This is a genomic window from Dyadobacter luteus (genome assembly GCF_003383615.1).
GTDB lineage: Bacteria > Bacteroidota > Bacteroidia > Cytophagales > Spirosomataceae > Dyadobacter > Dyadobacter luteus.
The window spans coordinates 43,242-55,979 of the sequence record NZ_QNUL01000016.1; the positions used below are offsets into that span (position 1 = coordinate 43,242).

Sequence of the window (12,738 nt, forward strand, 5' to 3'; positions counted from 1 at the left end):
AATTAATTTTTAGGTTTGATCTTGTCTCCAAGAACTTTCTTCTCCGCATCCGTCAGGTTGTCAACAAGTGCATATCTTTTTGATTTGGTGATAGCCATCTCATCCAATACGTCCACCATGTTTTTGTAAGAAGATACATCCGTTGGTTTAATTACAACCACAAATGCTTCGTTCCCCTTATCGTCCTTTGGATTCGCAGCGTTGATACGCTTCTGCGAAGCAAAAATTACATCTCTTAATTCCGTACCATAACGGGTTGTTTTAAGAGAAGCCTGTGCATTCTCATCGTCTGCGGCAACACCATCCAGATAGTAAACATCATCGTTCGCACCCATAAACAGTGTCAATACTTTTGATGCTTTCAATGGCTCAGTTTGCTCCTCTTCAGTCTTATCCTGCTTGTCAGGAAAAAACACAGACATTGCCGTTGGCTTACTCATCGTAGTGGCAAGCATGAAGAAGGTTATCAGTAGAAATCCAAGATCCACCATCGGGGTCATATCGACCCTTGTTGACATCTTTTTACCTCTAACCTTACCATCACCTTTACCACCACCGCCACCGGATTCTTCAATAGCTGCCATGTTATAACTTTAAAAGTGAAACAGTTATACTTTATTATTCCTTGAAACCTGCAGGAGCATCCTCGCTACCAGTAATCAGAGAGAACTTGTTGATATTCTGCGACTGAAGGTTAGCCAACACATCCTTAAACTTAGGAAACTTAGCTATGTTATCACCCTTCAGGGCTATTCTCAACGCCGGGTTGGCCTTTCTTGCGGCATAAACCCAGTCTGCAAGTTCGCTGGTTCCTGTCGAATCGGTAGGAATACCAGGTTGCTTTACAGAAGTCATTTGCTCTTTTGGCATATTCAACCAGGGCTTAATCTGATTGATCGGAAGACCAAAGCTTGTCTGGATAGAAAACTTTGCCTTCTCAACATCCGTAAATGATATACCCTTGGTTTGAGAAATGTTATCCAACATTGCGATACGCGTCGGCTTTGCATCTACGCCAAAGTAAACCTTGCCGTCTTTATCAATACTGATAACCATCAACTCATCATCTGGCACCTTGATCTGCGAAATAGATGTTGGAGTAGTAATCTCCGCATCGTTCGTCTTAAATGTCGCCGTCATGATAAAGAAGGTCAGCAGCAAGAACGCCACATCCGTCATCGCTGTCATATCAGTATGCGGTGGGTGTTTCTTAGGCTTAACTACTCCCATGGTTTTACAAATATATAAGTTTTTTTAATATTAACGAAAATTATATATTAATAGTTTCAAACTATTAATAATGAGCAGCAAAGTTTTGCTGAATGCTCAAACCGATTTCGTCAATACTATAAGTCAAGTCGTCAACACGACTGTTCAAATAAGCATAAGAGATAGTTGCAATAGCAGAAGTACCGATACCAATCGCAGTGTTGATAAGGGCCTCAGAGATACCCGCTGCAAGTGCACCTGAATCAGAAGCTCCTGATGCTCCAAGAGCAGCAAATGCACGGATCATACCAAGTACAGTTCCAAGAAGGGCGATAAGTGTAGATGCACCGGCAAGCGTTGCAATAACAGTAAGGTTTTTCTGAAGCATTGGCAATTCAAGCGTAGTAGCTTCGTCAACTTCTTTCTGCAGAGCAGCAAGTTTTTGCTCTTTGTCAAGTTGAGTTTCGTTAGCAAGTTGCTTGTATTTCAACAAACCAGCTTTAATAACGTTACCAACTGATCCTTTTTGCTTGTCGCATTCTTTGATAGCCTCGTCGATTTGGTTTTTATCCAAAAGGCTTTTGATTTTGCGAACGAATGAATCAATACTTCCTGTTCCGTTTGCTTTACCAATTGTAATCATACGCTCGATTGTGAAAACAAGTACAACCAAGAAACATGTCATTAAGACAGGTACAATAGGTCCTCCCTCGTGAACAATACCGAAATAATCACCTTGAACCGGGCCTTTAGTGTGATCGCCGTCTACAAAGTGCTCAGGAGCACCAAGAACGAACGTGTAAACTGCCAAAGCGATTGCAAATAGTAGGGGGATTACCAATGCCGGATTTAAACCGCCAGAGCCTTTTGATGCTGCTGCTGCAGCTTTTGGTGCTGGTGCCGGACTTGTAGCTTTCTTTTCCATCAGACTTACTTTTAAAGGTTAAATTGAGATTATTGGTTGTGAATTAAATAAAAGTTTTGGTTTAAAATGACTTTTGTAAAATAAAATTTCGGTTGACCTCTAATCTTATCGACTTTCACAAAAGTATGAGTTTTCCTTTTAAAAAAAAGCAAGCTTTTCAGCTGTTTTTTTGGTCAGTTTTTTTTCTTATCGTTTAATAATTGTATATTTTGAAGAATGTTAACGAGAACGCAAATCACCATCTTGCTATCATTCACGCTGATAAACAGCATTATATTGCAATATTTCAAACAAACTAAAATTGCACTCTTTCAAATAGATATGTGCAGCTTATTTTTTATACACACCCCAAAAGGCGTAAAAAATTTTAATAATGGACACTAAAAGCAAATATTATTTCCCCGGGATTCACTCTTTTGTGTCCGATTTTTATAATTACACCACTAAAAAATTATACTCTTTTAATTATGTACTTTTCGTATGAATACTTATAACGCCTTTTACGGACGTATAAGGTATGTTGTTTTCTAAATTCTCCTTCCCATCCGGGCTAAGGATTGGCAAAAATGTCATAATTTTGACTTTCACAATAATACCTGACGAGAACTTAACACATTCTTAACACGAAAATGAAGATAGATAGGGAATCTTTGCAAAAAATAGCTCACTTATCCAGGCTACAAATTAAACCGGAGGAAGAAGCGTCATTACTAAAAAGCATGGACTCTGTTCTTTCCTGGATGGAACAGCTGAATGAAGTGGATACAGATGGAGTTGAGCCACTGATTCACGTAATGGATGAAGCAAACAACTGGCGCCAGGATGATGGCAAAAATACGCTCCTCCGCAACGAGGCTCTTGCAAATGCCCCTACTAAAAATTCATCCTATATAATGGTACCCAAAGTTATTGAGTAAGCAACTCGAATGAGTCAGCATCCAGGTATGCCGGAAATGATTTCCTATAGTTATCCAGATGCTGTTTTGATATACTTATAATTTTGTATCCGGCTGACTCTCCCATCATAGCTATGGATTCTCCTAAAAAATCATTGACAACGGAGTTCCCGTTATGATCAGTCCCATGACCATCAACCCCCAGCCTGTTTACTCCTACCACATAACTTTGATTCTCGATAGCCCTTGCCTTTAATAATGTATTCCAGGCACTTACCCTCCTGGCAGGCCAGTTGGCTACATATATAAGCAGGTCGTATGGATTTGCAGCCGCATTGCGACTCCAGACCGGAAATCTGAGATCGTAACATATCAGCGCCCGGATATTCCAACCCTTCCAGGCAATCTGATTATTGACGCTACCCCCTGAATAGGTTTTATGCTCTTCACCCATTCTGAAAAGATGGCGCTTGTCATAGACATCATGGCCACCATCCGGGTAGGCATACAAAAGCCTGTTGAAATAATTTTCACCTTCTCTTACAGCGAAACTACCAATGACCAGTGCATCCGTTTGTCGGGCGATTTGTTTCATCCAACGGGTTGTTGTCAGATTCATTGGCTCAGCAAAAGCCACATTCATGGTAAACCCTGTGTTGAACATTTCCGGAAGTACAATCACATCCACCGGTTTATCAAAGGTCGCAATCGTTTCTTCCAGGGAAGCTAAATTGGCCGTGACATCTTCCCAGTACAGATCTGCCTGAATTATGGCTATTGCCAGCGATTCTTTCATGATGAATCGGGATTATTTACGCCCTGGAAATTTCATGCGGTAATCAGCATCCACATTTCCCTTCATTATATCTGACAATCTCTTTTTAATCAGCTGTTTTTTCAAAGTTGGCAGATAGTCTACAAACAACTTACCCAACAAATGATCATATTCATGCTGAATGATTCTTGCTGCCATACCGCTATATTCCTCAGTGTACTCGTTCCAATCGGTATCTCTGTAACGGATCACCAATTTCTCAGGTCTGTAAACATCGCCTCTGATACCAGGAATACTCAGACACCCCTCCTCAAAGGCCCACTCTTTACCACTCTCTTCCAATATTTCAGGATTGATAAATGTTTTTTTGAAATCGGCAAGCGACAAATCGACATCTTCGTCCTCATCATCCTCCTCCTTTTCGCTAAACGGAGTTGCATCAACAACGAATATGCGAACGTTCAAACCAATCTGAGGTGCAGCAAGTCCTACACCATTCGCTGAGTACATTGTTTCAAACATATCATCAGACAGCTTTTTGAGATCCAGCTCGTCCTTTTCAATAAAACGGGTTGGTTTTCTAAGTATCGGATCGCCGTAGGCTACAACAGGATAAATCATTTTTCTTATATACTATTTAATTGTAAACAAAACAGATGGAGCACGACCCTTAGCGCCGGCTTTCCATGTAAGACTGGAGAATAATGGTAGCGCTAATCTTATCGATATTACCTTTATCTCTTCTGTCACTTTTTTTTGAGCCACTGGCTATCATAGATTGCAAAGCCATCGACGAAGTAAATCGTTCGTCGTGAAGGTGAACCGGTGTGCCGGGAAATACCTTTTCCAATTGCTTGACAAAGACCCTTACCCTTGCCGCGTTCTCGCTATCCGTATTGTCAAGCTTGCGGGGCATTCCTACAATAAATCCTTCTACGTCCTCTTTCTCCTTATAACTTTTAAGAAAATCAATGAGGTCGTGCGTTCTTACTGTTTCGAGCGCCGTTGCAATGATTTGCAATGGATCCGTTACAGCAAGACCTGTTCTTTTTGCACCGTAATCGATTGCTAACAGACGTGGCATCTTATATGTTAATTAAAACTAATTACTTGCAAAGATAAGACCTTTCGACTAGCTTTCTCCCTCATGAGCATCACTAAGCCATATTTTGCTGCACACATTATATATTAACATTATCTTTGTGGCATGATTGACAAACGCTGGATAAACCACCCCGATCTCACTCCTGAGCAGATTAATATAGTAAACGAACTGACTGAATCCTTAAAAATAGATTCTGCTTTGGCTACTTTACTGACTCAAAGGGGTATCCGGGATTTTGAAGATTCCAGACAGTTTTTCCGCCCGGATCTTTCCAAACTTCACGATCCTTACCTGATGCAGGATATGGATCTTGCCGTTCAGCGCCTGGCAAAAGCTATTGCGAATAATGAAAAGATTTTGGTATACGGAGATTATGATGTTGACGGCACGACGTCTGTAACTGTCTTCTACGGTTTTCTCAGTAGGATATATGAGCAACTCGACTACTACATACCCGACAGATATAATGAAGGATACGGTGTTTCGTGGCAGAGCATTGACTGGGCACAAGAGAATGGCTATACACTTATTGTGACACTGGACTGTGGTATAAAATCCGTTGACAAGGTAACAGAAGCAAAGAAAAGGGGAATCGACTTCATTATATGCGATCACCACCGGCCGGGCGATGAACTTCCTCCTGCCGAGGCGGTTCTGGATCCCAAACGTGAAGACTGTCTCTATCCTTATAAAGAACTTACAGGCTGCGGGGTTGGCTTTAAGCTGTTACAGGCATTTTGTATCCATCAGCAAATTGATCAGAATATCCTTTTCGAATATCTGGATTTACTGGTTGTCAGCATTGCAGCTGATATTGTCCCTATTACAGGTGAAAACCGGATACTTGCACATTACGGTCTTTTACGACTCAATGCTGCTCCTCGCCCTGGCATCAAAGCGTTAATCAAAATTGCGGGCATGTCGGGCACACTGGACATTACCAATGTTGTTTTCGGACTTGGTCCACGCATCAACGCAGCTGGCAGGATCAAACATGCCAAAGAGGCTGTCAGACTTTTGCTTTCTGAAGAAACAGATGAGGCGGATGCGTTCGCAGAAGAAATCAATCAGCATAACAGCGACAGAAGAAATTTCGACAGCAGTATCACTGAAGAGGCATTACTGATGATCGAAAAAGATGAATGGTTCCTGACTGCGAATAGTACCGTATTATATAAGGAAGACTGGCATAAAGGTGTGATTGGTATTGTAGCCAGCCGGTGCATAGAAAAATACCACAGACCAACGATCATCCTCACACAATCTCACGGAAAAGCTGCGGGGTCCGCCCGTTCGGTACCCGGGTTCGATGTGTACGAAGCAATAGAAGAATGCTCCGACCTGCTCGAACAATTCGGCGGGCATACTTTTGCGGCAGGTCTCACTCTTCCTATTCAAAATATAGAGGCGTTCCGTAAAAGATTTAATGAGATTGTCAGCAGCCGTATACTTCCGGACCAGCTCGTTCCGATGATTAATATTGATCTTCCACTGAGCCTGGCAAGTATTACGCCAAAGTTTTATAATATTCTCCGGCAAATGGGACCATTTGGTCCTGGTAATATGACTCCTGTTTTTATGAGCAGCAATGTAATGCTATCCGGTAATCCAGTTATCATGAAGGAGAAGCATATCAAATTTGATGTGAAGCAGGAAGACTCTCCGGCATTTACTGTTATTGGCTTCGGAATGGCACCTTGCTACAAAGAATTATTGAATAATAAGTACTTTTCAATATGTTACAATCTTGAAGAGAATAACTTTCGGGATAAAAAAACGTTACAATTGTTTCTTAAAGACATCAAGTTCAACTGATCATTCCCTCACCGGCGATTAGCACTAACAAATCAATGATATTAAAAACAGAGAATCTGGTTAAGAAGTACGGTCCGAGACTGGTTAATAATAATGTCAGTTACCAAGTGGAGCAAGGTGAGATTGTAGGATTACTTGGACCTAATGGTGCCGGCAAAACTACCTCTTTCTATATGGCCGTGGGCCTGGTGAAACCGAATAGCGGCAAGGTGTATCTTGACGACAAGGATATCACAAGTCTGCCTATGTATAAAAGAGCACGGCTTGGCCTTGGCTATCTTGCTCAGGAGGCGTCGGTATTCCGCACATTAACCGTAGAGGAAAATATCCGTGCTGTACTGGAAATGACTGATCTCCCCAGAACCAAGCAAAAAGAAAAAGTAGAGGAATTACTGGAAGAGTTCCACCTGCAACATGTAAGGAAAAGCAAAGGCATGGTACTTTCCGGAGGAGAAAGAAGAAGAACTGAGATTGCCCGGGCTCTTGCTGTGGATCCGAAATTTATTTTGCTGGATGAACCATTTGCGGGTGTTGACCCTATTGCGGTAGAAGATATACAGAGCATCGTCGCCAAACTCAAACATAAGAACATTGGTATCCTTATTACTGATCACAATGTAAATGAAACACTTTCCATTACAGACAGAGCATATCTTCTGTTCGAAGGTAAAATTCTGAAACAGGGAACTGCGGAAGAACTTGCGGAAGATGAGGTAGTAAGACGTGTTTATCTTGGGCAGCATTTCGAGCTGAAACGCAAGTTCGTATAAAAGGAATAAAAATAGAAAAGGGAACGCTCACCGGCATTCCCTCTCTTACAATTATTCACCATGAACTGTATTTACTAGATTATCTTTAAGGAAAACCTATTTCTTAGGACACTTTTTGCAGTGCTTTCCTTTCTTTTTATATTTTTCGCAGCATTTCTTGAATACGCATTCATCTCCATCTTGAATAGACTTCGAGAAACAACTCTCCTGACCAATAATACCACCCGGCTCAATGCACATCAACGCGCTCATCTTTATTATCTAATTAGTGAGACAAATGTATGACCTATTTAGAATCATTCAAAACATTTGACGAAATTATTTTGAAAAAATCTAAATAACATCGCTTAATACCTATTTTTCCATTACTGAATTTTCTCCCAGATCTCGTGAATAGGCTTACCGTCGCTGCTTTTTCCACTATGATCCCAACGTCCGTTTTCAAGCTTCCAGCCAAAATTAAGACTAGTTCCTACACGATTATTATCCTTTGAAAAGAATTCGATCTTTTCTGTATACTTGCCATTAGCCGCTGTATAAGTACCTCCCCCTGTTGCATAAAATCCTTTTACAGCAGGATCAATTGCAAACCAATGGAACCGTGTACCGGAAAGTAATTTTAAAGTTTTTCTGGTTCCCTGCTGATGAATCTTAACTAATTCACCTTCTCCGCCATTCGCCCTTTCCGTTATGTGCCAGGCACCTGCCATGGGCGCATTGGCAGCTTCATCGACTTTCATCCAAACCATCGCCTCTTCGTACTTCATGGTAAGAATTCCATCCTTTTTGGTTATCGTAAATACTATAGGTATGCCAATCTTGGCTGTATCTGCCGAGTTAAACTCGGGAGTGTATGTCATCTTATCTCCATCCATAGTAAATGCGCCTCCTTCAGCCCGCTCAAAATATTTATTACCAACGCTGAAAGAAGCTATAGATAAATAGTTATCAGCGACAATGAGCATGGAAGTACTTCCTGTCGGCTCCTGAGATTTCCAGGCACCTTTTGGCGGTTGGCCATACGCTACAGCTGAGGCTATACATAAAATCAATAGCAGTAAATTTTTCATTCTTGGGATCTGATTGGTTTATTAAAAAATACATCAAAATTGTGCCACCCTTATCATTGATGAATCCACTACTTTAATACCTCCTTTAAGACATCGAGGGAACGAATCTCACCAAGCCCTTCCAGATGTATTTTAAAGAAAAAAAGTGTCTTTTCAAGAATAGACACACGCCGCGTCCTGTCCAGCGCAATAACGGTTCCATAATCCTCCGCTATCATTCGACCCATTGCTGTCAGCTCAATTGCATCACCTATCTGAGGAAAATGATGATGATGGATTTCTCTTTCCAGATCTTCCTGTGTCTCAACACCAAATCCCAGATAAGAGGCCAGTTGCAGCATAAATTGAATGTGGAAGTTTTCAAATCCATCGTCTGCTTCATCCAGATAAATCACAGATTGTTCCAGAAAATAAAATAATGGCTGATTCTCCTCTTCCTCTCTGAGTGATTTTACCAGAATCTCTGTTATAAAAAGTGCCAGACTTGATTTCAACACATGGTAAGGAAGTGTTTTGAACGGATGGTAACACTTGATTTCGGAGATACGATGAATTTCATCCTGCTTACCTTTGTGGTACACTACCAGGTCAAGGAGTGTAAGCGGTTGAAATAAAGCGATACGGTTATGTTTTGCACTGCTGCTTCTGACTCCGTTTACGATGTAGGTCTGTACACCAAATAACTCGGTGTAGATCTTCGCAATGATGGAAGACTCCTTGTATTTAATATAACTGAGGGCAATACCCCGGGTCTTATGTAGCATCGTTTTCGGGTTAAAATCAAATTTAGGATAATTGGTGGTTACCCTTTCTATCTCTTCAAACACAGCCAGAAAGAATCATACTCATTATATCCTGTCGGCGACCGGCTTAGAACCTTTAAAAATACGACTGGTTTGAATATTTTTAAGAGAAAGGATTCATATCTTTGCACGCATTAACGAACTAAAAAAGGTCTTTAAATCGTTAACCAAATATTAAAAAGGAATAAGCTTTGCAAACAGCAAACGGATCTATTTCTAACATATTATTCTTCCCATGAGCGACGCTATCAAGCATGAGTGTGGTATTGCACTGATTAGACTTCGAAAACCTTATCAACATTACATAGACAAATATGACACACCACTATACGCTGTGCATAAACTGTCTGTAATGATGGAAAAACAGGTAAACCGGGGTCAGGATGGTGCAGGTGTTGCGAACATTAAGATTGATGTTCCGCCAGGCAAAAGATACATCAGCAGATACAGATCCGTAGAGCAACAGGCACTTACGGATATTTTTTCCAAAATTCATAAGAAATTCCGCAAAGGATTAAAGAATAACCGGGACCGTGCAACTGACGGACAATGGCTACAGGAAAATCTGGCCTTTACCGGAGAAGTATGGCTGGGACACCTTCGATACGGTACACATGGAACCAACGAAGTAGAGAACTGTCATCCGATGCTTCGTCAGAGCAACTGGCGCAGCAGGAATCTGGTTATGGCAGGTAATTTTAACATGACAAATGTTGACGAACTATTCGGAAAGCTCGTTTCATTGGGACAGCATCCGAAAGAAAAGGTGGACACTGTCACTGTCATGGAAAAAATTGGACATTTCCTTGATGAAGAAAATCAGAGAGTATTTGACAGGTTTAAGGGAATTTATGAAAATCCTGTACTGTCGGATGTAATTGAAGAAAATCTGGACCTGCAGCGTGTGCTCCATCGCTCATGCCGCGATTTTGACGGAGGTTATGCAATGTGCGGACTTACGGGCTATGGTGCTTCTTTTGTAATACGTGACCCGGCCGGTATTCGCCCTGCATTTTATTATGCGGACGACGAAGTAGTGGTAGTTGCAAGTGAGAAACAGGCTATCAAAGCGGCGTTCAACGTGGATTATGGTCAGATCAAGGAAATCACACCAGGTTCTGCTCTGATTATCGACAAACACGGAGAATATAACGAATTCCCTATTTTGCCTCGTCTTGAAAAGCGTTCATGTAGCTTCGAACGTATTTATTTTTCAAGAGGAACCGATCCGGATATATACTATGAGCGCAAGCAACTAGGTAAATTGCTTATTCCTCAGATTCTGGAAGAAATTAATTACGATCTGGAAAACACCATTTTCTCTTACATTCCAAATACTGCCGAAACAGCATTTTTGGGAATGATTGAAGGACTGGAAGAATACCTGGCCAAGAAGCGGAAACAAGCGATTATGGATGGTATTCTTTTTGAAGAAGACCTGGAACGTGTGTTGTCTTTCCGACCCAGAATTGAGAAACTCGTTACAAAGGATGTAAAGTCAAGGACCTTCATTACGGCTGATGCCCTGCGTGACGATATGGTGTCGAGTGTATATGATACTACATTTGAGGTTGTAAAGAAAAACGTAGATACAGTTGTTATCATTGATGACTCGATTGTACGTGGTACTACCCTCGAAAAAAGTATCCTTACTATGTTGGATCGCCTGAATCCGAAGAAGATTGTAGTAGTATCATCCGCTCCGCAAATCCGCTTCCCTGACTGCTACGGTATTGATATGTCGAGAATGAAGGATTTTGTTGCTTTCCGTGCAGTATTGAAATTATTGGAAGAGCGCGATCTGGATCACCTTCTGGAAGACGTATACACGCAAAGTGTAACTTCTATCGCGACTAAAAATCCATATCATACCAACTACGTAAAAGCATTGTATGAGCCTTTTACAGATCAGGAAGTATCGGATAAAATAGCTCAGATCATTCGTCCGAAAGATTTAAATGCTGAAGTTTCTGTAATATTCCAGACAGTTGAGAACCTGCATAAGGCTTGCCCTAATCACTTGGGGGACTGGTATTTCACTGGAAACTACCCTACCATGGGTGGAAATAAAGTAGTGAATAAGGCATTTGCTAATTCACATGAAGGAAAACTGGAAAGAGCTTATTAGTAGCTAAAAAATATAAGTTGTACAAAAGGCCGTTCTATCATGAGCGGCTTTTTGCATTTAGCACCGGTTCTACGAAACAGATATTCTGTTAACTTGCACAGCATTTAAAATCACTAAACCTATATGACCAGAATTACAAAATTTCTATTACTGACGGTATTTTCTGCCTTTATCGCAGTACAAAGCAATGCACAAACTACAAAAACGGGTACGCTCAATGACATCAGCTTTCTGAATGGACGCTGGAAAGGGACATACAATGGCGGACCGATCGAAGCATCCTGGACTGCTCCCGAGGGTAACAATATTGCTGGCTTCATACGTATGATTAAAGATAATCAGCCCGCACTTTATGAGCTGTTCGCATTTGAACAAACTGAAAAAGGACCGGTAGCACACGTGAAACATTTCAAACCAGGCATGATTGCCCTCGAAGAAAAGGAAGTGTCGGACACGTACAACTTTATTGAAGCTAAAAAGAACCAGGCTTTGTTTGAAAAGGACGATTCAACCGTTCGTATCATTTATGAGCTGCGCAAGCAAAATCAACTTGTCATTCAACGGGGGAAACTGGAAGAAGGCGCTTCACCAAAATGGACTTTTATAGACCTCTTTATTTTCAACCGTATTCCTTAATAGGCGCTACAGACCAAAAATACGGATATCAGTAATTCTTTTGCGGTGCTCTTCCAGAAATCCGCAAAAGAGTTCTATTTGTTCCTTCTGAAAGCTCAGATCAACTGTCTGGTCATAATCTTCCTGATACACTCCCTTGAAATCCGTGATGATATAGCGGAGCGACCGAATGCCCTTTTGTCTCAAAGCAGGTAAATAAAGATTTTGGTGACTCTGCGCGAAACAACCCGGAACATACAAACTCGTTGTCTTGATATCTGCTGCCAGCGTCTTTCCGATCACATCCACATAACCATAAAAAAGTACATTGCCCAGCTGATGCTCACAATATACCTGCGTCCGCATCATAGGTCGGGGTAACAAGGCGCGTACTTTCTGAAGAATACTGTAGTCATAAAGATCTTCATCAATCCCTTTAATCACTGCATTTTCAAACGAGATACCTCTCGCCTGCGCCTCAGTCGTGGGGATAGGTACTCGATTGATTCTTGCAATAAAATCTTCGTACTCCAGCTTTCCATCCAGATATCTCCCATAAAGATTGAGAAGACTCGGATAAAATCTATATCTGATCGTTTCCAATAACGTTTTTTGATTTAGAGTTTA

14 protein-coding genes are annotated in these 12,738 nt (G+C 41.2%); 5 read left to right on the forward strand and 9 right to left on the reverse strand.

What is annotated here, in order from left to right:
• Nucleotides 1–2: 2 nt before the first annotated feature.
• From DSL64_RS18195 to DSL64_RS18205, 3 genes are all read right to left on the reverse strand, one after another.
• Entirely contained in the window at nt 3–584 is a 582-nt protein-coding gene (locus DSL64_RS18195; protein WP_115832352.1) for an ExbD/TolR family protein, read from the reverse strand.
• Between the two features lie 34 nt (nt 585–618).
• Nucleotides 619–1,230 (reverse strand): ExbD/TolR family protein, encoded by a 612-nt coding sequence (locus DSL64_RS18200; RefSeq protein WP_115832353.1) that lies wholly within the window; start codon nt 1,228–1,230, stop codon nt 619–621.
• Between the two features lie 64 nt (nt 1,231–1,294).
• Nucleotides 1,295–2,134: a MotA/TolQ/ExbB proton channel family protein gene (locus DSL64_RS18205; RefSeq protein WP_115832354.1), complete on the reverse strand. Its 840-nt coding sequence runs from the start codon at nt 2,132–2,134 to the stop codon at nt 1,295–1,297.
• Between the two features lie 629 nt (nt 2,135–2,763).
• On the opposite strand from DSL64_RS18205, the gene gatC reads away from it, so the two are divergent.
• On the forward strand, nt 2,764–3,051 hold the full coding sequence (gatC, locus tag DSL64_RS18210; RefSeq protein ID WP_115832355.1) for an Asp-tRNA(Asn)/Glu-tRNA(Gln) amidotransferase subunit GatC: 288 nt from the start codon (nt 2,764–2,766) through the stop codon (nt 3,049–3,051).
• Here gatC and DSL64_RS18215 read toward each other — a convergent pair.
• Genes DSL64_RS18215 through ruvX form a run of 3 tightly spaced genes read right to left on the reverse strand, consistent with a single transcriptional unit; the run spans nt 3,041 to nt 4,889 of the window.
• On the reverse strand, nt 3,041–3,826 hold the full coding sequence (locus DSL64_RS18215) for an amidohydrolase (protein WP_115832356.1): 786 nt from the start codon (nt 3,824–3,826) through the stop codon (nt 3,041–3,043). The genes gatC and DSL64_RS18215 overlap by 11 nt on opposite strands.
• 12 nt (nt 3,827–3,838) lie before the next feature.
• Nucleotides 3,839–4,426, reverse strand: a complete 588-nt coding sequence (gene def / locus DSL64_RS18220; protein WP_115832357.1) for a peptide deformylase — start codon at nt 4,424–4,426, stop codon at nt 3,839–3,841.
• Between the two features lie 49 nt (nt 4,427–4,475).
• Nucleotides 4,476–4,889 (reverse strand): Holliday junction resolvase RuvX, encoded by a 414-nt coding sequence (gene ruvX, locus DSL64_RS18225; RefSeq protein ID WP_115832358.1) that lies wholly within the window; start codon nt 4,887–4,889, stop codon nt 4,476–4,478.
• Nucleotides 4,890–5,012: 123 nt separating this feature from the next.
• On the opposite strand from ruvX, the gene recJ reads away from it, so the two are divergent.
• Together recJ and lptB are read left to right on the forward strand one after the other, a co-directional pair.
• On the forward strand, nt 5,013–6,725 hold the full coding sequence (recJ, locus tag DSL64_RS18230) for a single-stranded-DNA-specific exonuclease RecJ (RefSeq protein WP_115832359.1): 1,713 nt from the start codon (nt 5,013–5,015) through the stop codon (nt 6,723–6,725).
• Between the two features lie 35 nt (nt 6,726–6,760).
• Complete coding sequence (gene lptB / locus DSL64_RS18235) at nt 6,761–7,495, forward strand: LPS export ABC transporter ATP-binding protein (protein WP_115832360.1); 735 nt, start codon at nt 6,761–6,763, stop codon at nt 7,493–7,495.
• Nucleotides 7,496–7,860: 365 nt separating this feature from the next.
• Here the strand turns inward: lptB and DSL64_RS18240 are convergent, their stop codons facing one another.
• Nucleotides 7,861–8,565: a DUF4488 domain-containing protein gene (locus tag DSL64_RS18240; protein ID WP_115832361.1), complete on the reverse strand. Its 705-nt coding sequence runs from the start codon at nt 8,563–8,565 to the stop codon at nt 7,861–7,863.
• Nucleotides 8,566–8,633: 68 nt separating this feature from the next.
• Nucleotides 8,634–9,329 (reverse strand): DNA repair protein RecO, encoded by a 696-nt coding sequence (gene recO, locus DSL64_RS18245; protein WP_115832442.1) that lies wholly within the window; start codon nt 9,327–9,329, stop codon nt 8,634–8,636.
• Nucleotides 9,330–9,603: 274 nt separating this feature from the next.
• Here recO and DSL64_RS18250 point away from each other — a divergent pair, with 274 nt between their 5' ends.
• Nucleotides 9,604–11,496, forward strand: a complete 1,893-nt coding sequence (locus DSL64_RS18250; protein WP_115832362.1) for an amidophosphoribosyltransferase — start codon at nt 9,604–9,606, stop codon at nt 11,494–11,496.
• 123 nt (nt 11,497–11,619) lie between these two features.
• Entirely contained in the window at nt 11,620–12,132 is a 513-nt protein-coding gene (locus tag DSL64_RS18255) for a DUF6265 family protein (protein WP_115832363.1), read from the forward strand.
• Between the two features lie 6 nt (nt 12,133–12,138).
• Here DSL64_RS18255 and DSL64_RS18260 read toward each other — a convergent pair whose 3' ends face one another.
• Nucleotides 12,139–12,714 carry a hypothetical protein gene (locus DSL64_RS18260; protein WP_115832364.1) on the reverse strand — a complete coding sequence of 192 codons (576 nt, stop codon included), beginning with the start codon at nt 12,712–12,714 and terminating at the stop codon, nt 12,139–12,141.
• Nucleotides 12,715–12,738: the final 24 nt, after the last annotated feature.

Excerpts from the sequence above, each read along its gene's own strand:
- DSL64_RS18195 (WP_115832352.1), bottom strand. The coding sequence starts at position 584 with ATGGCAGCTATTGAAGAATCCGGTGGCGGTGGTGGTAAAGGTGATGGT.
- DSL64_RS18200 (WP_115832353.1), bottom strand. The coding sequence starts at position 1,230 with ATGGGAGTAGTTAAGCCTAAGAAACACCCACCGCATACTGATATGACA.
- DSL64_RS18205 (WP_115832354.1), bottom strand. The coding sequence starts at position 2,134 with ATGGAAAAGAAAGCTACAAGTCCGGCACCAGCACCAAAAGCTGCAGCA.
- gatC (WP_115832355.1), top strand. The coding sequence starts at position 2,764 with ATGAAGATAGATAGGGAATCTTTGCAAAAAATAGCTCACTTATCCAGG.
- DSL64_RS18215 (WP_115832356.1), bottom strand. The coding sequence starts at position 3,826 with ATGAAAGAATCGCTGGCAATAGCCATAATTCAGGCAGATCTGTACTGG.
- def (WP_115832357.1), bottom strand. The coding sequence starts at position 4,426 with ATGATTTATCCTGTTGTAGCCTACGGCGATCCGATACTTAGAAAACCA.
- ruvX (WP_115832358.1), bottom strand. The coding sequence starts at position 4,889 with ATGCCACGTCTGTTAGCAATCGATTACGGTGCAAAAAGAACAGGTCTT.
- recJ (WP_115832359.1), top strand. The coding sequence starts at position 5,013 with ATGATTGACAAACGCTGGATAAACCACCCCGATCTCACTCCTGAGCAG.
- lptB (WP_115832360.1), top strand. The coding sequence starts at position 6,761 with ATGATATTAAAAACAGAGAATCTGGTTAAGAAGTACGGTCCGAGACTG.
- DSL64_RS18240 (WP_115832361.1), bottom strand. The coding sequence starts at position 8,565 with ATGAAAAATTTACTGCTATTGATTTTATGTATAGCCTCAGCTGTAGCG.
- recO (WP_115832442.1), bottom strand. The coding sequence starts at position 9,329 with ATGCTACATAAGACCCGGGGTATTGCCCTCAGTTATATTAAATACAAG.
- DSL64_RS18250 (WP_115832362.1), top strand. The coding sequence starts at position 9,604 with ATGAGCGACGCTATCAAGCATGAGTGTGGTATTGCACTGATTAGACTT.
- DSL64_RS18255 (WP_115832363.1), top strand. The coding sequence starts at position 11,620 with ATGACCAGAATTACAAAATTTCTATTACTGACGGTATTTTCTGCCTTT.